Origin of the sequence: Gordonia sp. YY1 (assembly GCF_009872315.1) — a bacterium.
GTDB classification, from domain to species: Bacteria; Actinomycetota; Actinomycetes; order Mycobacteriales; family Mycobacteriaceae; genus Gordonia; species Gordonia amicalis.
In genome coordinates, this window is the sequence record NZ_WXYI01000005.1 from 229,814 (window position 1) to 250,339 (window position 20,526).

The window sequence follows — 20,526 nt, forward strand, 5'->3', positions numbered from 1 at the left end:
GTCGGTCTATCCCGGTGGATCAATGCGCTGCACCCACACCGTCGGCCCATCGGTCAGAGTGAACTCTGCCCGGACGATCGCGTTCCACTTGCGGGCGTAGAGCTGCGACAACTGCTCATCGGCCGTGCTGCAGGTCAGGGGTAACCCCAGGCGCGCCGCCCGATGCACCACGGGATCGACCAACTCCGAGAACACGCCTCCACGGCGACGGCCGGGGTGCACAAGCCCGAAGATCACCTTGATCGGATCCTGGGCCACCTCCGCCTCGGCCGTCTTCGTCTGCAATTCGGTGAACCGCCCGACAAACCCGTCGATCTCCTTGATGAGACCCCGCGTTCGCGTCTTGAGATCGTCGTCGATGCGTCCGGCTTCCTGCGTGCTCTCGGACACGGCGATCAACGCGATGAGGTCACCGCATTCGTCGAATACACCACGAAGACCGGGCAGATATTCGACGAAGAGGATCTCGCCGTACCAGCGGTAGATGGCCGGGTCGGCATCCGCCCCCAGCAGCCAGCGATAGACCGGGACCTCGCGAAGACCTGCCTCAAGCAGATCGAGCGCGCTCTCCTGGTCCGTGGGGAGCATTTGTCGAGACCGCCCGACCGACGTCATACCTTCACTCACCCGTCAATATCAGCACATCTGACCAAGACGCAACGCTGCGGATACCCAGAATTCATCTTCACTGACGAAGACACGTGAGCGCGGTTGCGGTAACGTCTGCTGCGCCGTACTCGGCGTTAGCAACCGCGGCGAGTTCCCCTAAAATGCAAGGAGAGTCACATGGCCGAAGCCATCAACATTTCCTGGATCCGTCTCTATCTCGACGAGCTGATCACCGCCTCCGACGGCGGCTCGGACGCGCCAGAGGAATAGGCCAGCCACCCCAGACCTCGCGACATCAATAAGTTCCGTTGCGAGGTCCGCTCAATTGCGAATAGCACCGAATAAACAAGGGAGAAGACATGGGAGAAATCGTCGAAGGCTCCATCAGCGACGCCATCAAGGCACTGCTGAGCGGATCGCTCGAGAGCGAAGAGCCCACCCCGCCCCCAGCGGACTAGTACATCTCGAGCTCGCGGCCGGCACCGCCGCTTTGGGCTCGCATATGACCACCACCAGCCCTACCTGGGCAAGTGGACACCATCCCAGCTAGGAGGACCATTATGGCCACCGGTATCGAAATCAACCTGAGCGAGATCTTCCGCATCCTGGACAGCGAGTCCGACGAGCCCACAACGCCCGAAACCGGGGTCTGAGGAGTTCGAATCGGTTCGGCGAGAATTCACCTCTCGTACGTATCGGTCTCGCACTGCTGAAGTAATCTCACCCGTGCGACCCTCCATTCGGCTCGAAATCCGAGGTTCGCAGAACACGACCAAGGGGGTCAATATGGCAAGCATCATCGAAGCTGCAATCACCGACGCAATCGTCGAACTGGTCACCGGCGCGATCGAATCAGGATCGGACTCGGGTACCACCACGGAGTAGTCGCAACCCGACTCACGGTCGCCCCGCCGGCATCTGCCGCGGGGCGACCTTTGTGCTTTCGAACGAAAATTAACAATACATTCACTGGTTGCGGGTTTGCGAAGAATTCTGTCTAGAACGAACCCCCGGACCGCAATTGTCCGCGACCCCCGCATTCGAGCGGGGATCGCCTGTCTCGATGAAGGAGCAATCAGATGACCCGGTGCCCGCGCAGGCTCCATTGGAGTATTGCCGCCGCTGTGAGCGCCTCGCTCATGATTACCGTGTCCGGCGAGGCACGCGCCGCCCCCCTTCTGGTCGATCCCGGCGCTCCTGATGAGCGGATCACCGAGATCGTGGTGCACTCGCGGTCGATGGACCGCGACGTTCCCCTCACGGTGATCAGGCCAACGGATGAGACGAAGCCGCGAGGGGTGCTCTACCTGCTCAACGGCGCAGGAGGCGGCGAGGACAGCGCCAATTGGCTCGAGAAGACCGACATCGAGGAATTCACCAAGGACAAGAATCTCTACGTCGTGATCCCGAACGCAGGTCAGTACAGCTATTACACCGACTGGCAGACGCCCGATCCGGTTCTCGGGGTCAACAAATGGTCAACCTTCCTCGGCAAAGAACTTCCTCCGGTCGTGGACGCCGCTTATAACACATCGGGGCGGAACGCGATTGGCGGGATCTCGTCGTCGGGCACGTCGGTCCTGAACCTCGCACGAGAGCACCGCGAACTGTATGAGGCCGTGGGCGCCTATAGCGGATGCCCGACGACGTCGGACCCGTTCGGGCAGGAGAACATTCGTCTGGTCGTCGAGGTTCGAGGACGAGGCGACGCGACCAACATGTGGGGCCCCTACAACGGGCCTGGATGGAGTCAGAACGACCCGGTGGTCAACGCCCACGAGCTCCGCGGCAAGAAGCTGTACATCTCCAACGCCAGCGGCGTACCCGGTCCGTACGACAATTCCCGTCATGTCGAGGATCCCGAGACGCTCGTGAACCAGATTGTCGTCGGAGGGGCCATCGAAGGCGCGACGCTGGCATGTACCGCCCAACTCGTGCATCGTCTCGATCAGCTGAACATCCCTGCGACGGTCGACATTCCGTCCACCGGGACCCACTCGTGGCACTACTGGCAGGACCAGCTCCATCGCTCGTGGTCCTTCTACGAGCGCGCCCTCTCCTAACACCTCCGCGAACATAGGCCAGGCAAACACAAAGGGGCGGGAATCCTTTCGGATTCCCGCCCCTCAGCGGTTCTGTGCTTGTGTATCAGCCGAGGCTGAACGGCTTGCCGTTGAGCGCGACGACGCCCTTAACGGCGTCCGTGCTGACCGTCACCTGGATGAAGGCGCGAGCCGCGGCGTAGCCGGCGCAGTGCTCGACCTTGAACTGCTCCTGGCTGTAGGCCACGCCACCCTTGTTGCCCTTGAAGGTGTAGCCGTTGAGCTCGTAGTCGGTGTACGAGGTGTCGCTTCCCGAGGTTTCGTTGATGAGCCACTGGCGCTTGACCTCACCCGGGCCGAGGGAGAAGCTACCGCCGAAAAGGTTACCGTCGTCGTCGTACGGGGTGATGCCGGCGCCGGCGGTCACATCACCCGGCACGTAATCAACTCCCGCCTCGGCGCCAGGCACCTTGGCCTCGCCGCCACCGAAGTTCACCTGGCAGCCGACGTCGTAGCCGACCTTGACGGCGCCGCCCTTGGCCTTACCGCCGACGGTGACGCGGACTTTGCCCGACAGCCACACCTCACGGGTGGTGGGGACGTTGCTGATCGGACGCTGCACGTTGACGTACTCGTCGAACAGCTGAACCGTGACCGGCGTGCCGTCGACCAGGGTCTTGGTGATCGTGCCACCGGGCAGCGGGCCGGCGGTGGCGCCGCCGGCGCCGAGGCTGGTGAGGCCCATCGCGACGGCACCGGCGAGACCGGCCGCCGCAACCACGCGACGCGTGATGTTCTTCTTCATGATTCCCCTTCGTGGAATATCAGTCTGCACAGGGCAGATAAGTCAGGAAGTGCTAGTTATCTGCCCGGTCAGTTGATGGTGAAGGGCTTGCCGTACAGGGTGGACTGGATCAGGGTGCCCTCGCCGCTCAGCTTGCCGTCGTCGGTGTTGTATCCCTTGGCACCGATGACTTTGGCCGCGGAGCGTGCCGAGGCGTAGCCACCGCACTGGTTGAGGTTGAACGTGAGCTGCGACAGCTGGACGGCGGCGATGCCACTGTCCGAGAAATCCTTGTCGGTGATGTCGACGACCGCGACCTGACCCGGCTTCAGCGGGAGGCCGAGCGAACCGGACAGCGTGGTCGCGGTGAGGCTGATGGCGCCACCCAGATCCAGCGAGATGCCACTGACGTCGACCTGGCAACCGATGATGTACTTGACGGCGAGCTTGCCGCCGACACCGGTCGAAGCCTTCGCGGTGTAGGTGCCGGAGATCGCGAAGCCACGCGATGCCGGGTTGTTCGCCACAGTCGAAACCGGGTACGCACTCTCACCGGTGCGCCACGTCTGGATGGACTCCCCGTCGATGCCGGCGGCCTTCTTGTAACCATTCGGCAGACCGGCAGCCGCGGCATCGCCGACGCCCATGCCTGCCAGGCCCACGACCGCGGCCGAGGCGATCGCGACCGCGCCCGCGGCGCGGCGCAGCCCAAGCTTGCTGAACTTGCTCATTCGTTCCCTCTCACAGGATTCGGCTGTTACCCCCGCGGAATGCATTCACATCCGCAAGTCATGACCTCGACGTTCGATGTGCTCCCCACGGTGGTGCTCAGCATGCTCTGACGCACTACTTAGCTTCCGTTGAGGATTCATCGAATTCCTGGTCACTGCTGCGTCGTCACTCGCGACAGATCGCAGGACACTGCTCATGTCCCCTTTACGGGGGCACCGAGCGTTGTCGAGCCGAACGTTATCGGAGGGGTCTCAGAACAGGCAACAGCTGGACTCAGCCGTGTCACGAACTGGAGACGCAGCATCACAAATATCGAATACGTGATCCATCAACGGACCAAAGTTAACGGTAGATAAACACGCTGATGCGGCTATGTAGAAGAAGTCGCATTTCACTCGTAATGAGGCGGGCGCTGCGCTTCGAACCAATCCTGAGAGTGGCCTTTGTGATCTTCGCCATACTCGTCTGTGGTGAGATCCGGGAGGTCGTCACCGAACACGGAATCGAGCTTCGCCCGCCGTGCAGCACGACGAGCAGCAGCGTCATAGCTACTGCTCATCGGTCGTTTTCCGGGGTGCTCACGGTCAGCCGCCGGCGGACGGGACGCCCCGTTTCCGGTCGGTCGATCGTCCCTGTGTTCCGGGAGATCCTTAGCCTTGCTCAACAGTACTCGAGACGAGTAATCGCGGCCATAATCAGAATTCACTTATGGACTCGATCACATATTTGGCGAGTGGTGCCGCGGTCGCCATTCCGTCGCGCACCGCGGCGCGGGAATTGGCCAGATTGACGACTAACGTCTGCCCGGAGATTCCGGCCAGCCCGCGCGAAAGTCCGCCGTCCGTCGCGCCGGCGGCGAGACCGGAACTGCGGACCGCCTCCTCGATGCCGCGGAGCCGGCGATCGAGCAGGGGCTCGGTGGCCTCCGGGGTGACGTCGCGGGCGCCGACACCCACCCCGCCGACCGACACCACCAGATCGACGCCACCGATCACCGCGGTGTTCAGTGCGTTGCGGATCTCCACCTCGTCGCCGGATACGACAACGGCCGCATCGACATGGAACCCCGCCTCGGCGAGCAGTTCACCGACGAGCGGCCCGAGCAGACGCTGGTCCTCTCCGTGCGCCGCCTCGTCGTCGACGACGACGACGAGTGCCCGGCCGATCTCCTCGCCCTGCGGCCGGTGGGTGGCCTGCTCGTGGCGCGCAACGAACTCCCGCGCGGCGGCGTCGGCGGCCACCACGTCGGCCGGATCGACCTGACCCGGATCACCAGCGAGACGGACGTCCAGGGACTGCCCTTCGTCGGTGTCGCCGGAGATGGCGGGGTTTCCGGGAACGGGGGATCCGGCGTAAGTCATGGCAGGCCCTTTCTCTATCTTCTCGGACCGTCCGATGGACGGTCGTGGTGCGCTCTGTAGTTGTGCGATTCGTACTCGCGGGCGGACGCGCAGCGCGTCACTTCACCTCGAGCGTGCCCAGCTTGACCTGCGCGGTCTTGCTGTTCCCGCCATCGGAGTAGGTCACGGTGACCGTGTCCCCCGGCGCGTGCGACCGGATGGCCGCCACCAGAGCGTCTCCCGACGCGATCGGACGGTCGTCGACCTTCGTGATGACCGCATTCTTCGGGATACCCGCGGTCGCTGCCGGACCTCCCGGGGTCACATCGGTGACGACGGCGCCGGGCGTGTCGGAGTCACCACTCGGACGCACGGACACACCGATGTTGGCGTGGCTGGCCCTACCCGTGGACTCGAGCTGTTTGGCCACGCGGATCGCCTGATCGATGGGGATCGCGAACCCGAGTCCGATGCTGCCACCGGCCTGTTCCTCGCCTCCACCGAGGGTGGCGATGGCAGTGTTGATGCCGACCAGCGCTCCCCTGGCGTTGACGAGCGCACCGCCCGAGTTGCCGGGATTGATCGCGGCGTCGGTCTGGATGGCGTCGATCACCGAGGTGGTGTTGGTGCCCGGATCGCGCGAGGTCAGGACCGGTCGGTTCAAGGCGCTGATGATGCCCGTGGTGACAGTCCCGGCCAGGCCGAGCGGGGAACCGATGGCGATGACGTCCTGCCCCACCGCCAGGTTGTTCGAGTTACCGACCGTGACCGGGGTCAGGTCGTTCCGGTCGGCCTTGATCACCGCGATGTCGGAGATCGGGTCGGCGCCCAGCACCCGGGCCTGCGCACGCGAACCGTCGGAGAAGTTGACCGCGACCTTGGCCGCGGGGCCGTTGCCGCCGGCGCTCACGACGTGGTTGTTGGTCATGATGACGCCGTCCTCGGTCAGGACGACTCCCGATCCCGAGCCCAGCGCGCCGCCCGAGGCGACCTCGATGGAGACCACCGACGGGAGCACGCGGGCGGCCACCTCCTGGACCGAGCCGGCCGGTGCCTCGACGGGCGCGGTGTTCCCGTTCGCCTTGGGGTCGCCGCCGAGCGGGCCGCTGCTCGTGCTGCTGCTCGACGACCCGTCGGAACCGTCGGCCAGTGTGTAACCGATCGCACCGCCGGCACCACCGGCGACGAGGGCGACCACCAGCGCACCGGCGCCGAGTGCGGCCAGGCGTCCGCCGCCCTTGTTCTTCGCCGCCTGGGGCGGCGGGTTGCCACCCGACCCGCCGAACGCGGGCTGCGGGTAGGCATTGCCGGCGCCGGGCCCGCCATACGGGGCCTGCGGAGGAAAAGGACTGGTTCCCGGGTTGCCGTAGACAGAGGTGGGTGCGTTGTTGCCGCCGAAGACGGGCCGGCCGCCCTGCGAGGGGAATGCCCCTGAGGCCGGCCCTGGAGTGCCCTGGCCGCTGTAGGACTGCGTCGGTGACTCAGAGCCCGATGGTGTGGAGGGAGCGCTGCCCCCGTTCGACCGGTCAGCGTCGTGCTGACCGTGCTGGCCACCCCCGTACGGACCGCCACCCTGCGAACCGCCAGTCGTCATCTTCGTCTCTTCCTCGTCGTCTGACCGGCACACAGCCGGCTCAGTGGTCTCCGCCGGCCACGTGCCGGCAAGGTTCACTTCGCTCGGGTTTGTCGGCCGAAACCACTCGACCGGCGTCCCGCACAGCGCCTTGGTCAACCCTAGGGGATCGATGGGCAGGTCACACCGGGTAACCACACAGCTGTCGATGTGGACGACGGCCGTCGTGACCCGCCGATGCACGGCGCTTCACCCTTATTGACGAATCACTTGCGGAGATGGTTCCGCGGGAGTTGCCCGGCCGGGCAAAGTCATCCGGATGAGTGCACCGCCGCGCGGCGACGTGTCAGCCACGACGGTGCCACCATGACGTTCGACGACCTGCCGCACGATCGCCAGGCCCAGACCGGATCCCGGCATCGACCTCGATTGCGTCGAACGATAGAAGCGTTCGAAGACGAGACCACGGTCCTCCTCGGGAATCCCGGGACCGGCGTCGGCGACGGTGAGCTGCGCGGTGGACATCCCGGTCTGCGTCAGCCCGACGGCCACCGATGTCCCCGGCGGACTCCATTTCGCCGCGTTGTCCAACACATTCAGTACCGCGCGGGACAGTCCGTGCTGTTCACCGAAGATGTACCAGGGCGACAGGTCGAGCTCGAATTCGATGTCGTTGCGGCGGCGTCGGACACGTTCGAGGGCCTGCTCGATGATCTCCGCGAGGTCGACTTCCTCGTACACCACCTCGGGGGCGTCCTCGCGGGCGAGGTCGACGAGATCGCCCACCAGCGTGGACAATTCCTCGATCTGGGCCATGACGTCGGCGCGTAGGTCGACCATGTCCTGCTCGGGGACGGCCGGTGCACCCGGCCTGCTCGCCGCGATCAGCAGTTCGAGGTTGGTGCGCAAGGAGGTCAACGGGGTTCGCAGTTCATGTCCGGCATCGGCGACGAGACGTGCCTGGCGGTCCCGGGATTCGGCGAGTGCCCGGAGCATCGCGTTGAAACTCGCGGTGAGCTTGGCCAATTCGTCGTTGCCGGTCACCGGGATGGGTGTCAGGTCGTTCGTTCGCGCGACTCGTTCGACGGCCCGGTTCAGCCGGGCAACCGGTCTCAGGCCGGCACGTCCGACCGTTGTGCCGGCGAGAGCCGCCAAAGCCACTCCGCCACAACCGACCACGAGCAGCACCCAGGCCAGGCGTTTGAGAACGCGATCGGTCTGGATGAGACTCTGCGCCAGGACAAGGGTGTTGCCGTCGTCGAGTTTCCGCGTCAGCACGCGCTGATTGCGGGTGGTGCGCAGGCTCTGCGGATTGGTCCCGGGAACCGACGGCGACCGCACGATCTCGCGCTCGGGGTCCTCGAACGGGACCTGCCCGATCAGGTACGTCTGACCGCTCGGGGTCACGAGGGCGACCGAGATGTTCGTCGAGAACACGGTTCCCGCCACCAGCTGCTCGGGCTGGTTGCGGAGCACACCGGCGCGCGCCAGAGCCGCCATGCCGTCGGCACGGCTCTCCAACTGCTGGTCGACCTCGTTGTACATCGCCCGGTACACCACGAAGTAGGCGGCCGCGGCCATCAGACTCACCGACACCAGCACGACGGTCGCCGACAGGATCGTGACACGCGAACGCAGGGACACCGCCCGCGTCAACGGCATCGGCGCCCGCATCTCCTTCTCCCCGGACGCCCCCTTCTCCCCGGACGAACCGGGACCGCCGGCGAGCACACGGGTCAGGTGGTCGCGCATCCGCGAGGGCGACGACACTAGGGCGGGGTCTCCCGCAGCACGTATCCGACGCCGCGCACGGTGTGGATGAGTCGCGACTCGCCGTCGGCCTCGGTCTTGCGGCGCAGGTAGCCGACATAGACCTCGAGGGCATTACCCGAGGTCGGGAAGTCGTATCCCCACACCTCCTCGAGGATGCGGCTTCGGGACAGCACCCGACGCGGGTTGGCCATCAACATCTCGAGCAGGGCGAACTCGGTGCGTGTGAGGCTGATCGGCCGCTCACCACGAGTCACGTCACGCGTCACCGGGTCGAGCGACAGGTCCGCGAAGGTGAGCGTCTCCGAGTCGATGTCGCCTTCAGGTGCCGCGCGACGCAACAGCGCCCGCAACCGTGCGAGCAACTCTTCGAGTGCGAACGGTTTCGGCAGATAGTCGTCGGCGCCGGCGTCGAGCCCGGAGACCCGCTCGGACACCGAGTCCCGGGCGGTCAGCACCAGGATCGGCAGGTCGTCACCGGCAGAACGGAGTCGGCGGCACACCTCGAGGCCGTCGAGTCGCGGCATCATGACGTCGAGGATGACGACGTCGGGACGATCGGCGAGGATCTTCTCGAGTGCCTCGATGCCGTCGCCCGCTGTCTCGACGGTGTATCCGTTGAAGGTGAGCGACCGCCGCAACGACTCCCGGACCGCCCGGTCGTCATCAACCACGAGGATGCGCATGGCATACAGTCTTATCCGCCTCGGCTGAGATCCGCCTGAGCAACGCCGCAACACGGACCATCCTGTCTCGGAATTGCGCGCGACCTGCAGTTTCTCCCGCCTTCACGCCAGTGCCCATCGACTGTGAGATCAAGTTGATGGTTGCGTAACGCCGGCCTTCGGGTTGCGAAACATCCGACTTCGACGCTGGAACCGTGACCGCCTCACCCCCCACGCACCCCGTCATGTCCCGATCGGTCATGTCCCTGTGCGCCTACTGCGGCGTCGGCTGCGGTATGGAGATGCGGCTCGACGACGCCGGCGGGCTGGTCAAGACCGTCGGGCGCGCCGATCACCCCACGAACTTCGGCCGGCTGTGCACCAAGGGATCGACCACCGCCGACATGCTCGCCGCCGGCGGACGGCTCGACGCTCCCCTCGTCCGCGACGACCGCGGCGGTCAGCTACGCCGCGGCGACCTCGACGCGGTCCTCACCGACACCGCGCGCCGGTTGCGCGCCATCGTCGACGATCACGGCCCCGACGCGGTCGCGCTGTACGTGTCCGGTCAGATGTCACTCGAGGCGCAGTATCTGTCGAACAAACTCGCCAAGGGTTTCATCGGTACCAACCAGATCGAGTCGAACTCCCGGTTGTGCATGGCCAGCGCCGGCACCGGCTACAAGCTGTCGCTCGGCTCCGACGGTCCGCCCGGTTCGTACCAGGACTTCGACCACGCCGACGTCTTCCTGGTCATCGGGTCGAACATGGCCGACTGCCACCCGATCCTCTTCCTGCGGATGATGGACCGGGTCAAGGCGGGAGCGAAGCTGATCGTGGTCGACCCGCGGCGGACCGCGACCGCCGACAAGGCCGACCTGTTCCTGCAGATCGAATCCGGCACCGACCTCGCCTTCCTCAACGGGCTCCTGCATCTGCTGATCTCCGACGGCCACACCGACGACGAGTTCATCGCGTCGTTCACCGACGGATTCGAGCAGATGCCGGACTTCGCTGCGCAGTACTCGCCGGAGGTCGTCGAATCCATTACCGGGATTCCCGCCGAGGACCTGCGTACCGCGGCCACGATGATCGGCGAGGCCGGCGAATGGATGAGCTGCTGGACCATGGGCCTCAACCAGTCGACCCACGGCACCTGGAACACCAACGCGCTCATCAACCTCCACCTCGCGACAGGCGCGATCTGCCGACTCGGCAGCGGACCGTTCTCCTTGACAGGCCAGCCGAATGCGATGGGCGGCCGCGAGATGGGTTACATGGGGCCGGGATTGCCCGGCCAGAGGTCGGTGCTGTCCGAGGTGGATCGCACGTTCGTCGAGACCGCGTGGGGCCTCCCGGCCGGCACACTACGCACCGACGTCGGCGGCGGCACCATCGACTTGTTCCGCAAGATGGCCGATGGCGAGATCAAGGCCTGCTGGATCATCTGCACCAATCCTGTTGCCTCCGTCGGCAATCGCAAGACTGTCATCGAAGGACTCGAACGCGCCGATCTCGTGATCACGCAGGACGCCTTCGCCGAGACGGAGAGCAACCAGTACGCCGACGTCGTGCTCCCCGCGGCGCTGTGGTCGGAATCGACCGGAATCATGGTGAACTCGGAGCGGAACCTCACCCTGTTCGAACCCGCTCTCGACGCGCCCGGGCAGGCGATCCCCGACTGGGAGATCATCGCACGCATCGCCTGCGAGATGGGCTACGCGGACGCCTTCAGCTATTCGAGCGCCGAGGAGATCTTCGCCGAGATCAAGCAGTTCGCCAACCCCGACACCGGTTACGACCTGCGCGGCGTCACCTACGACGGCCTGCGCCGGGCACCGATGCAATGGCCGTGCCCACCGTCGTCCGACGGGGCCGACCTCCTCGAAGACGGCGCGCGCAACCCGATCCGCTATCTGAACGACGGCCGGAGCCAGACGCTGCACCGTCTCGATGACGGATCGACTCCGCGACTGGCATTCGCCACACCCACACGCCGCGCGCAGTTCTTCGCCCGGCCGCACCTCGACCCCGCCGAGCTCCCGGACGACGACTATCCGTTCCTGCTCAACACCGGCCGCCTGCCGCACCAATGGCACACGATGACCAAGACCGGCCGGGTTGCCAAGCTGAACAAACTCAACCCGGAGCCGTTCGTCGAACTCCATCCGGAGGACGCCGAGCGCATCGGTGTCGCGGCGAAGGACAAGGTCGAGGTGGCGTCGCGTCGTGGACGAGCGGTGTTGCCGGCCAGGATCTCCGATCGGGTGCGTCCCGGGAACTGCTTCGTGCCGTTCCACTGGAACGACGTCTTCGGTGAGCACCTCTCCATCAACGCGGTCACGTCTGATGCGGTGGACCCGCTCTCCCGGCAGCCCGAGCTGAAGGTGTGTGCCGTGACGCTGACAAAGGCCGCCGGGTCTACACCGGCCGTGGTGCCGGTCGCCGGGTCTTCCGAGTTGGCTGTCGCACTCGAGGTTTCGGACGTCACCTCTCCGGAGTTGTCATCGACCGAACAGTTGTATCTGGCCGGGCTGGCCGCCGGGGTCCCGGACGCACCGTCAAAGGTTCCCACGGTTCCGGCCGATGCACCGCTGCGCCCGGAGGTCCGAGTGTGGGTGTCGGGCCTGCTGGCCGGGATGTTCGCGCGCACCGAAGTCGCCCCGCCGAGCGAAGAGTCTTCGGAGCCGGCGGAGTCGACCGGCACGATCACCGTGCTGTGGGCGTCGCAGATGGGCAACGCGGAGGAACTGGCCACCGAGACCGCCGAACGGGTGAAGGCGAGCGGGCTCCGCGTCGATGCCAAGTCGATGGACGAGGTCGAGGTCGGCGACTTGCGGGGTACCGCGCTGTTCGTCACGTCCACGACCGGCGACGGTGATCCGCCGGACAACGGTACGGCCTTCTGGGAGGCATTGAATGGCGCTGAGGCACCGGACCTCTCCGGTGTCGACTACGCGGTGCTCGCCCTCGGCGACTCGAACTACGACGACTTCTGCGGCCACGGGCGCAAACTCGACGAACGGATCGGTGAGCTCGGTGGTCGTCGGATCGTCGACCGCGTCGACTGCGAACCGGACTTCGAGGAGACCGCGGGCGGCTGGCTCAACGAGGTGATCCGCGCGATCAGCATCGGCAACCGCGCGCCCGTCTCCGGCGTCACCGACGAGCGGGTCACCGTCGTCAGCGAGCCCGCAGACTCGTCGGCAGCACCGTCGGTGAGGACCGCGCCGGCCTACTCACGCAAGAAGCCGCTGGTCACCTCGCTGGTGCGCAATGTGAAGCTGAACACCGAGGGATCGCAGAAGGACGTGCGCAACTTCGGGTTCCGGCTGCCCGCCGACACCTTGACCTATCAGGCCGGTGACGCGCTCGGCGTGTGGCCGCTGAACAACCCGGCCCTGATCGACGAGTTTCTCGACCGGACGGGACTCGACGGCGGACACTCGGTGACGGTCGGCGGCGACGACATGCCCCTGCACCAGGCACTGCGCGAACGGCTCGAGTTCGCGCGGGTCACTCCCGATTTCGTCCGATTCGTCGGCGAGCGTTGCGGTTCGGACGAGCTGAAGACGCTCGTCGCGGCCGGCAACAAGCAGGCGTTCAACGACTGGTCCTGGGGCCGTCAGTCGGTGGACGTCCTCACCGAGCACCCGATCTCCGCCGACGTCGACGAGTGGCTGAAGATCCTCAAACCACTGGCCCCGCGTTCGTATTCGATCTCGTCGAGCCCACTGGAGAGTCCCGACGAGGTGCAGCTGACGGTGTCGGCGGTGCGCTACAACCGATGTGGCATCCAGCGTGGCGGGGTCTGCTCGACCTTCCTCGCCGACCAAGCCGAAGACACCGAGGTCGGGGTCTTCGTCACCTCGACCACGCACTTCCGCCCGCCGGCCGATCCCGACACCCCGATGATCATGATCGGACCGGGCACCGGTATCGCCCCGTTCCGCGGTTTTCTCCGCGAACGAGAGGCCCTGGGCCACAACGGTAAGAACTGGCTGTTCTTCGGCGAACAGTACTCGGCCACCGACTTCTACTACCGAGACGAGCTGACGACCATGCTCGGCGACGGCCTGCTGACCCGCCTCGACGTCGCATTCTCCCGCGACCAGGATCGCAAGATCTACGTCCAGGACCGCATGGTCGAACACGGCGAAGAGCTCTACCAGTGGCTGCACGACGGTGCCCACGTATACGTCTGCGGTGACGCGACCCGGATGGCGAAGGACGTCGACGCGACCCTGAAGGGCATCGTCGCGCAGCACGGTCGCCGCTCCCCCGCGTCTGCCGAGGCCTACGTCAAGGCCCTCGCCGCCGACAAGCGGTACGTGCGCGATGTGTACTGACCTCCCCGGCCACAACCCGGCACGCACACCGTTGACCCAGCATGTCGGCCCCATTGCCTACCCTTGACCCGTGGACTTCGACGCATTCGGCAGCCTGTGGGAACGGCATCCCGCCTGGCGGCTGCTGCGCGCGCACAACTCGCCGCTCATCCTGACGTTCCTCGGCAACTATTTCGTCGAGGGCAACCGGGGCGCCGGCTCGGCAAGTGACCTGGCCACAGCGCTGGATGACCTCCTCTACACCCTCAACATCGCCTCATCGACCGAAGACGGGCAACCACGCTTTCCCAAGGAACCGCGCGCCTATCTGGAGGATTGGGCCGCCACCGACGCCGGTTTCCTGCGCCGCTTCTACCCGCCCGGCGACGACGAGGTCCACTACGAGGTGACCCCCGCCTTCGAGAAGGCCTACGGGTGGGTCGTCTCGTTGCGGGGCCGGTCGTTCGTCGGCACCGAGTCGAGGCTGCACACCGTCGTCGAGCTGTTGCGACAGATCGTGCATGGCACCGAGTCCGACCCGGAGATCCGGTTGGCCCAGCTACGTCGCCGTCGCGCGGAGATCGACGCCGAGATCGAGGCGGTCGAAGCCGGTGATGTGTCGGTCCTCGACGAGGTCGGTGTGCGCGATCGCTATCAGCAGCTCTCGTCGACCGCCCGGGAGCTGCTCTCCGACTTCCGCGAGGTCGAGGACAATTTCCGTCTGCTCGACCGAGCCGCCCGCGAGAAGATCGCCTCCTGGGACGGCCCGAAGGGTGAGCTGCTCGCCGAACTGGTGGGTGGCCGCTCGGAGATCGCCGGCTCCGATCAGGGCCGCAGCTTCCAGTCGTTCTACGAGTTCCTGCTCTCCGACGAACGGCAGACCGAACTGTCGGACCTGCTCGACGCGGTGTCGTCGATGGACATCATCGACGCCGACCGGCCCATCCGCGGTATCCACCACGACTGGTCGGAGGCCGCCGATCGCACCCAGCGCACCGTGCGACAGATCTCCGAACAACTTCGCCGATTCCTCGACGACCAGGTGTGGCTCGAGAACCGACGCGTCCTCGACCTCGTGCGCTCGGTGGAGGCCACCGCTCTCGAGGTCCGCGGCCGGGAACCGGGTTTCGGCCTCACGGTCGATCAGCCCGGCATCGAGATCGTGCTGCCGTTCGAACGGCCGCTCTATCAGCAACCGGCAGCCGTCACCGTCGAGAGCCGGCTCGACGACGCCACCGAGGAGGTCGACGCGGATCTCCTGTTCAGCCAGACCTACGTGGATCAGGCGCGACTGGCTGCCAACATCCGAACCATCCTCCCGCAGCGCTCGTCGGCGCTGCTGTCGGATGTGATCGAGATGTACCCGATCGAGCAGGGCGCGGCCGAGATCGTCGGCTACCTCGCTCTCGATGACGACGACGTCAGTGTCGACATCGACGACACCGAGGAAACGCTGCTCGAGTATCCCGACCCCGACGACCCGGACACCACCAAACGTGCCCGGCTACCGAGAGTCACGGTGAGGCGACGATGACCGACGAACGCGCTGTCGCGAGCGCGATCATCCGGCTGATGCAGGGCGTGGTGTATCGCGAATCCGACGAGGACACCTGGAGCACCCTCGAACGTTCCGGTGCCGGGGTACGCGACCACTTCGCCATCATCGGCGTGGATGTGGTGCTCGACGACTCCGAGGGTTATGCCTACCTGCGGTCCCGTCCGGCAGAAGAAGGCGACGAACCACTTCCGCGGCTCGTGCGCCGACGTGCGTTGACCTACAACGTGAGTCTGCTGCTGGTGCTGCTGCGCAAACGGCTGCTGGAGTTCGAGATCACCGGCGGCGACGGGCGCCTCGTGCTGTCGACCGAACAGATCATGGAGATGCTGCGGCTGTTCCAGGCCGAGTCCACCAACGAGGCCCGACTGGTCGACCAGGCCGAGGCAACCATCAAGAAAACCGTCGAACTCGGCTTCCTGCGCCAGCTCCGCGGCCAGACCGATCAGTGGGAGGTCCGGCGCATCATCAAGGCCTACATCGATGCACAGACACTGTCGGACTTCGCCGGCAAGCTGCGCGAGTACGCGGGGACGGCGAGCGCCAATGACTGAGGGCCTGTTCTCTTCGGTCGAACTGGCCGCCCCGGCCGGCGGCGTCGGATTCCGGCTGCAACATGTCGAGGTCCTCAACTGGGGCACCTTCGACCGGCAGGTGTGGCGGCTGAGCCCCAATACCGACACCGCCCTGCTCACCGGCGACATCGGCTCCGGCAAGTCGACTCTGGTCGATGCGGTCACGACGCTGCTGATGCCGGCCCACAAGATCGCCTACAACAAGGCCGCCGGCGCCGAGGCCAAGGAACGCACACTGCGGTCCTATGTCGAAGGCCACTACAAGTCGGAACGACAAGAGGCGACCGGCCGATCACGTGCGAAGGGGCTGCGCCAGGACCGCAGCACCTACTCGGTGATCCTGGGAGTGTTCACCAATCCCGGCTACGACGAGACCGTCACCCTGGCACAGGTCTTCCAGCAACGCGACAGTGCCGGGCAGCCGTACCGCTTCTACGTCACCGCGAGCAAACAGCTCGCCATCGCCACCGATTTCGCCGACTTCGGTTCCGACCTGCGCGATCTGCGCAAACGCCTGCGATCCGGCGGCGCCGACGTGGTCGACGAGTTCCCCAGATACTCCACCGCGCTTCGGCGGCTGCTGGGCATCCGGTCCGAACAGGCCCTGGAGCTGCTGCACCAGACAGTGTCGATGAAGTCGGTGGGCAATCTCAACGATTTCGTCCGCGGGCACATGCTCGAACCGAGCGACTCGACCGACCGGGTTCGCGACATCATCGCCCACTTCGACGACCTCACCAAGGCGTACGACGCGGTCAAGCGGGCGCGCGAGCAGCTCGAGTTGCTCGACCCGATCGTCGCGACCGCGCAGAAGTACGACGCCGCGCTGGCCGAACGTGACGCCCTCGACCGGCAGCGGGCAGCAGTGCGACTGTTCATGGCCGAGCATCGCTCCGGTCTGCTCGCCCACGAGATCGCCACCCTCACCGCCGAAGGCGAACGCCTGTTGCGTGAGCAGGACGAAGCCAAAGCGCGGCAACGGACTCTGAGCCGCGAACGTGAATCGCTCATCGAGGAACGGGCCCGGGCCGGCGGCGATCGCATCGGTGAGCTGGAACGTCTCGCGTCGACCGCCCGCGACGATGTGGACAAACGCCGCCACGGCCGCGCACTGTTCGACACCGCGGTGACCGCCGCCGGCTTCGAGCCGGTGATCACGGCAGAACAGTTCACCTCGCTGCGTGGTCTCATCGCCGATGAACGTCCGCGACTGGCGGCGACGAAGCAGTCACTCGACGCGTCGACCGCCGACGCCATCGGACGGGAGAAAGAAGTCGCCAGACGGTGCGACGCCATCCGCGACGAACTCGACGACCTCGCCAATCGCACCACCAACCTGCCGCCCGATCAGGTCCAGCTGCGCGACGAGCTGTGCACCGATCTCGGCCTCTCCCACGAGGAGGTGCCCTATGCCGGTGAGCTTCTCGACGTCGCCGAGGAGCATGCCGAATGGCGCGGCGCGGCCGAACGGGTACTGCGTGGTTTCGCGCTGTCGTTGCTGGTTCCGCAGCAGCACTACGAGGCGGTCACCCAGTGGGTCAACGGCCGGCGCCTCACGTTCCGGGGTGCCGGCGGGCGCACCGTCGGCGCCAAACTCGTCTACGAACGGGTGCCGGCACGACGAATTCCGTTGCAGCGGCAGGGTTCCGCGACCCTGCTGCTCGCCGACCGCCTCGATGTCAAAGCCGGTCCGTTCGCTGATTATCTGCGCGACGAACTGATCAAGCGTGCCGACCACCAGTGCGCGGCGACCCTTGAGGAGTTCCGGTCCGCCAAGCGGGCCGTCACCCGTGAGGGGCAGGTCCGTTCGGGCGGTCGGCACGAAAAGGACGATCGGCATCGGGTCGACGATCCCCGCCGCTGGGTTCTCGGATGGGCGAACGAGCGCAAGATCGCCGCGCTGCGCGAGGATCTCGCCGACCTGGACCGGCAACGTGCGACCGCCGCCACAGAAGTCGAGGCACTGTCGTCGGAGCGGGACCAATTGCAGACGCGCCGCGAGGCGCTCGCCCGTCTCGACGGCTTCCATTCGTGGGCCGATCTGGACGTCGACGAAGCGCAACGCCGCGCCGACCAGTATGCGGCCGAACGAGCACGGCTGGAATCAGGTTCCTCTCGTCTGCAGGAGATCACGACCGCTCTGGAACGCAACGCCGAGCTGGCGGCCACCGCCGACACCGCCATCGACGAGCTCACCGGCAAGCTCGCCACCACCGCCGCGACCCGCCATCGCGCGGAGCAGGACCGCAAACGCGACGACGAGTACGTCGCCGAGCACACCGACACCGACCTCGCGACGGCCCGCACCTCGTATGCCGCACTGACGCAACGACTCTCCGGATCACTGCCGACCCGGGCCGCCGAGTGTGCCGCCGCGGAGAACACGTTGTCGTCGACGCTGCATCAACGAATCGAACGGCTCACCCGTGAGCTCGGCGGTTTCGGGCAGAGCCTGGCCCAGCAGATGGCCGAGGTGCTGCGGCGCTGGCCCGATCTGCGGGCCGACATGGACGCCGACGTCGATGCGCGCGCCGACTTCGTGACGTTCCGCGAACAGGTTGCCACCGATGATCTGCCGCGCTTCGAGTTCGAGTTCAAGGAGCAGTTGAACAAGAACGCGATCCAGGAGCTGGCCGGGTTCAACAACTGGCTCAACCGGCAGGCCGCCTCCATCGACGAGCGCGTCGCCCGGATCAACGAGGCGTTGGGGGCGGTGCCGTACAACCCGGGACGCTACATCCGGCTCGAGCGGGAGGCCACCACCAATCAGGACGTTGCACAGTTCCGGGCGGACCTACGCAACCTCACCAACGACAGCCTCGCCGTCGACGGCGACCAGTACTCCGAGCAACGATTCCTGGACGTCAAGCGCATCATCGAACGATTCCGCGGGCGCGACGGCCACGCCGACTCCGACAAGAACTGGACGCGGCGGGTCACCGATGTCCGCAACTGGTTCGTGTTCTCCGCATCCGAACGAGACGTCGACACCGACGTGGAGTGGGAGCACTACAGCGACTCCGACGGCAAATCCGGTGGGCAGAAGGAGAAGCTGGCATACACGATCCTCGCGGCGTCGTTGGCGTATCAGTTCGGCCTGGAATGGGGTGTGGAGAAGTCCCGCGACTTCCGCTTCGCCGTGATCGACGAGGCCTTCGGACGTGGCTCGGATGTGTCGACAAGGTACGCGCTGGACCTGTTCGCCAAGCTGGGGCTGCAGCTGCTGATCGTGACGCCACTGCAGAAGGTGCACGTGATCGAACCGTACGTCAAGGCGATCGGCTTCGTCGACAACCCCACCGGCACCTTCTCGCGCCTGCAGACGATGACGATCGAGGAGTACCGGTCACGCCGCGACGGTCGGCTCAAGTGACCCGACGATGGACCTCGCCCGACGACATCGCCGGCAAGGTTCGCCGCCGGTGGGACGACGGGACGTTGTTGCGTGCCCACGCCGACGCAAAGCCGTTCGAACCCATCGAGATTCCGCTCCGGGGACCGACCGCCTCGCAGATCGGCGAGGATCTGGGCGCGGCCCGCGACTGGGTGACCGTGATGGACAGCGGCCGTCAGGGCGACCGACGCTACGCGTTGGTGTGGCAGTCGGTCGGCGGGCGGCACGTCGGGCGCAACCAGTTGCCGTCGCGCGCCGTGGTGTCGACGTTCGATCAGGCGTGGGCACTGTTGGGGGTCTCACCGGCGGTCCGGCAGTTCGACGAACTCCTCGAATCAGCCTCCGCTCATCCGGCAGTCCGCGACTGGATGCTCCGATACCCCTTGCGTGCACTCGAATTGGGACCGGAGATGCCGCGACTCATCGCCGCCTACGCGTGGCTGAACACCCATCGGGACTCGCACCGCTACCTCCGGGAGATCAGCGCCCCCGGCGTCGACACCAAGTTCGCCGAACGCCATCGCCCGGTGCTGGCTGCGATGCTCGGGGTGTCGTCGACGGCATCGGGCTTCTTGTCCGGACTGGGGCTGCAGACAAAGCCCGAGTCCGTACGGCTGCGGCCGTCCGCATCGATGGGTCTACCTGCAGCACTCACCGAGATCACCGTCCGCACCGACGAACTCGCGCGTCTCGCAGTGCAGCCACGAACCGCGCTCGTGATCGAGAACGAGATCACCTACCTGTGTGTCGATGTCCCCGACGACGGTGTGGTGCTGTGGGGCAAGGGTTTCGAGGTGGACCGGATCGGACGTCTCCCCTGGCTCGCCGGCGTCCCAATCCGCTACTGGGGCGACCTCGACACCCACGGCTTCGCCATCCTCGACCGGTTGAGAGCGTGGCTGCCACAGACCGAGTCGGTGTTGATGGATCGCGAAACGCTTGTGGCCCATCGAGATCGCTGGGTCATCGAGCAACGACCCGCTTCATCGGATCTGGTCCGGCTGACACCTACCGAGCGCGATCTCTACACAGATCTTGTGATGGATGCTCTCGGCGAGCGGGTGCGACTCGAGCAGGAACGTATCGACTGGGCGTGGGCTCAGGAACGTCTGGGGTGACCAACTGGTCCATCAGAGGAGGACCGCATCTGGCACAGGTG

General features: G+C 66.0%; 13 protein-coding genes. 6 read left to right on the forward strand and 7 right to left on the reverse strand.

The genetic code is table 11. The features are described 5' to 3' along the window. Nucleotides 1-6 precede the first annotated feature (6 nt). Entirely contained in the window at nucleotides 7-588 is a 582-nt protein-coding gene (locus tag BPODLACK_RS09695) for a hypothetical protein (RefSeq protein WP_236577646.1), read from the reverse strand. Between the two features lie 1,100 nt (nucleotides 589-1,688). Between BPODLACK_RS09695 and BPODLACK_RS09700 the strand changes: the two genes are divergently transcribed. Further along, nucleotides 1,689-2,672, forward strand: coding sequence for an alpha/beta hydrolase (locus BPODLACK_RS09700; RefSeq protein ID WP_159405183.1), 984 nt, complete (start codon nucleotides 1,689-1,691; stop codon nucleotides 2,670-2,672). Nucleotides 2,673-2,757: 85 nt separating this feature from the next. On the opposite strand, the gene BPODLACK_RS09705 is transcribed toward BPODLACK_RS09700, so the two are convergent. The 6 genes from BPODLACK_RS09705 to BPODLACK_RS09730 all read right to left on the reverse strand — a co-directional run bounded on the left by BPODLACK_RS09705 (nucleotide 2,758) and on the right by BPODLACK_RS09730 (nucleotide 9,536). Continuing rightward, nucleotides 2,758-3,456 (reverse strand): MspA family porin, encoded by a 699-nt coding sequence (locus BPODLACK_RS09705; protein ID WP_159405184.1) that lies wholly within the window; start codon nucleotides 3,454-3,456, stop codon nucleotides 2,758-2,760. Nucleotides 3,457-3,524: 68 nt separating this feature from the next. Continuing rightward, nucleotides 3,525-4,166 carry an MspA family porin gene (locus BPODLACK_RS09710; protein WP_159405185.1) on the reverse strand — a complete coding sequence of 214 codons (642 nt, stop codon included), beginning with the start codon at nucleotides 4,164-4,166 and terminating at the stop codon, nucleotides 3,525-3,527. Between the two features lie 696 nt (nucleotides 4,167-4,862). Further along, nucleotides 4,863-5,528 carry a MogA/MoaB family molybdenum cofactor biosynthesis protein gene (locus BPODLACK_RS09715; protein ID WP_006357808.1) on the reverse strand — a complete coding sequence of 222 codons (666 nt, stop codon included), beginning with the start codon at nucleotides 5,526-5,528 and terminating at the stop codon, nucleotides 4,863-4,865. Between the two features lie 97 nt (nucleotides 5,529-5,625). Next, entirely contained in the window at nucleotides 5,626-7,101 is a 1,476-nt protein-coding gene (locus BPODLACK_RS09720) for a trypsin-like peptidase domain-containing protein (RefSeq protein ID WP_201450605.1), read from the reverse strand. Between the two features lie 234 nt (nucleotides 7,102-7,335). Further along, nucleotides 7,336-8,832: a HAMP domain-containing sensor histidine kinase gene (locus tag BPODLACK_RS09725; protein WP_051349675.1), complete on the reverse strand. Its 1,497-nt coding sequence runs from the start codon at nucleotides 8,830-8,832 to the stop codon at nucleotides 7,336-7,338. A gap of 17 nt (nucleotides 8,833-8,849) precedes the next feature. Then, complete coding sequence (locus tag BPODLACK_RS09730) at nucleotides 8,850-9,536, reverse strand: response regulator transcription factor (protein WP_006357805.1); 687 nt, start codon at nucleotides 9,534-9,536, stop codon at nucleotides 8,850-8,852. Nucleotides 9,537-9,775: 239 nt separating this feature from the next. On the opposite strand from BPODLACK_RS09730, the gene BPODLACK_RS09735 reads away from it, so the two are divergent. The 5 genes from BPODLACK_RS09735 to BPODLACK_RS09755 all read left to right on the forward strand — a co-directional run bounded on the left by BPODLACK_RS09735 (nucleotide 9,776) and on the right by BPODLACK_RS09755 (nucleotide 20,485). Continuing rightward, on the forward strand, nucleotides 9,776-13,864 hold the full coding sequence (locus BPODLACK_RS09735) for a bifunctional nitrate reductase/sulfite reductase flavoprotein subunit alpha (protein ID WP_024500003.1): 4,089 nt from the start codon (nucleotides 9,776-9,778) through the stop codon (nucleotides 13,862-13,864). A gap of 70 nt (nucleotides 13,865-13,934) precedes the next feature. Continuing rightward, nucleotides 13,935-15,377 carry a DUF3375 domain-containing protein gene (locus BPODLACK_RS09740; RefSeq protein WP_006436199.1) on the forward strand — a complete coding sequence of 481 codons (1,443 nt, stop codon included), beginning with the start codon at nucleotides 13,935-13,937 and terminating at the stop codon, nucleotides 15,375-15,377. Beyond that, nucleotides 15,374-15,952: a DUF4194 domain-containing protein gene (locus BPODLACK_RS09745; protein ID WP_006436196.1), complete on the forward strand. Its 579-nt coding sequence runs from the start codon at nucleotides 15,374-15,376 to the stop codon at nucleotides 15,950-15,952. The genes BPODLACK_RS09740 and BPODLACK_RS09745 overlap by 4 nt, the downstream gene beginning before the upstream one ends. Continuing rightward, nucleotides 15,945-19,346, forward strand: coding sequence for an ATP-binding protein (locus BPODLACK_RS09750; RefSeq protein ID WP_024500002.1), 3,402 nt, complete (start codon nucleotides 15,945-15,947; stop codon nucleotides 19,344-19,346). The genes BPODLACK_RS09745 and BPODLACK_RS09750 overlap by 8 nt, the downstream gene beginning before the upstream one ends. Further along, complete coding sequence (locus BPODLACK_RS09755) at nucleotides 19,343-20,485, forward strand: Wadjet anti-phage system protein JetD domain-containing protein (RefSeq protein ID WP_006436192.1); 1,143 nt, start codon at nucleotides 19,343-19,345, stop codon at nucleotides 20,483-20,485. The genes BPODLACK_RS09750 and BPODLACK_RS09755 overlap by 4 nt, the downstream gene beginning before the upstream one ends. The last annotated feature ends 41 nt before the right edge of the window (nucleotides 20,486-20,526 follow it).

What these genes read in the sequence shown, in the direction of transcription:
- BPODLACK_RS09695 (WP_236577646.1), bottom strand. Translation starts at nt 588, where the DNA reads ATGCTCCCCACGGACCAGGAGAGCGCGCTCGATCTGCTTGAGGCAGGT.
- BPODLACK_RS09700 (WP_159405183.1), top strand. Translation starts at nt 1,689, where the DNA reads ATGACCCGGTGCCCGCGCAGGCTCCATTGGAGTATTGCCGCCGCTGTG.
- BPODLACK_RS09705 (WP_159405184.1), bottom strand. Translation starts at nt 3,456, where the DNA reads ATGAAGAAGAACATCACGCGTCGCGTGGTTGCGGCGGCCGGTCTCGCC.
- BPODLACK_RS09710 (WP_159405185.1), bottom strand. Translation starts at nt 4,166, where the DNA reads ATGAGCAAGTTCAGCAAGCTTGGGCTGCGCCGCGCCGCGGGCGCGGTC.
- BPODLACK_RS09715 (WP_006357808.1), bottom strand. Translation starts at nt 5,528, where the DNA reads ATGACTTACGCCGGATCCCCCGTTCCCGGAAACCCCGCCATCTCCGGC.
- BPODLACK_RS09720 (WP_201450605.1), bottom strand. Translation starts at nt 7,101, where the DNA reads ATGACGACTGGCGGTTCGCAGGGTGGCGGTCCGTACGGGGGTGGCCAG.
- BPODLACK_RS09725 (WP_051349675.1), bottom strand. Translation starts at nt 8,832, where the DNA reads ATGCGCGACCACCTGACCCGTGTGCTCGCCGGCGGTCCCGGTTCGTCC.
- BPODLACK_RS09730 (WP_006357805.1), bottom strand. Translation starts at nt 9,536, where the DNA reads ATGCGCATCCTCGTGGTTGATGACGACCGGGCGGTCCGGGAGTCGTTG.
- BPODLACK_RS09735 (WP_024500003.1), top strand. Translation starts at nt 9,776, where the DNA reads ATGTCCCTGTGCGCCTACTGCGGCGTCGGCTGCGGTATGGAGATGCGG.
- BPODLACK_RS09745 (WP_006436196.1), top strand. Translation starts at nt 15,374, where the DNA reads ATGACCGACGAACGCGCTGTCGCGAGCGCGATCATCCGGCTGATGCAG.
- BPODLACK_RS09750 (WP_024500002.1), top strand. Translation starts at nt 15,945, where the DNA reads ATGACTGAGGGCCTGTTCTCTTCGGTCGAACTGGCCGCCCCGGCCGGC.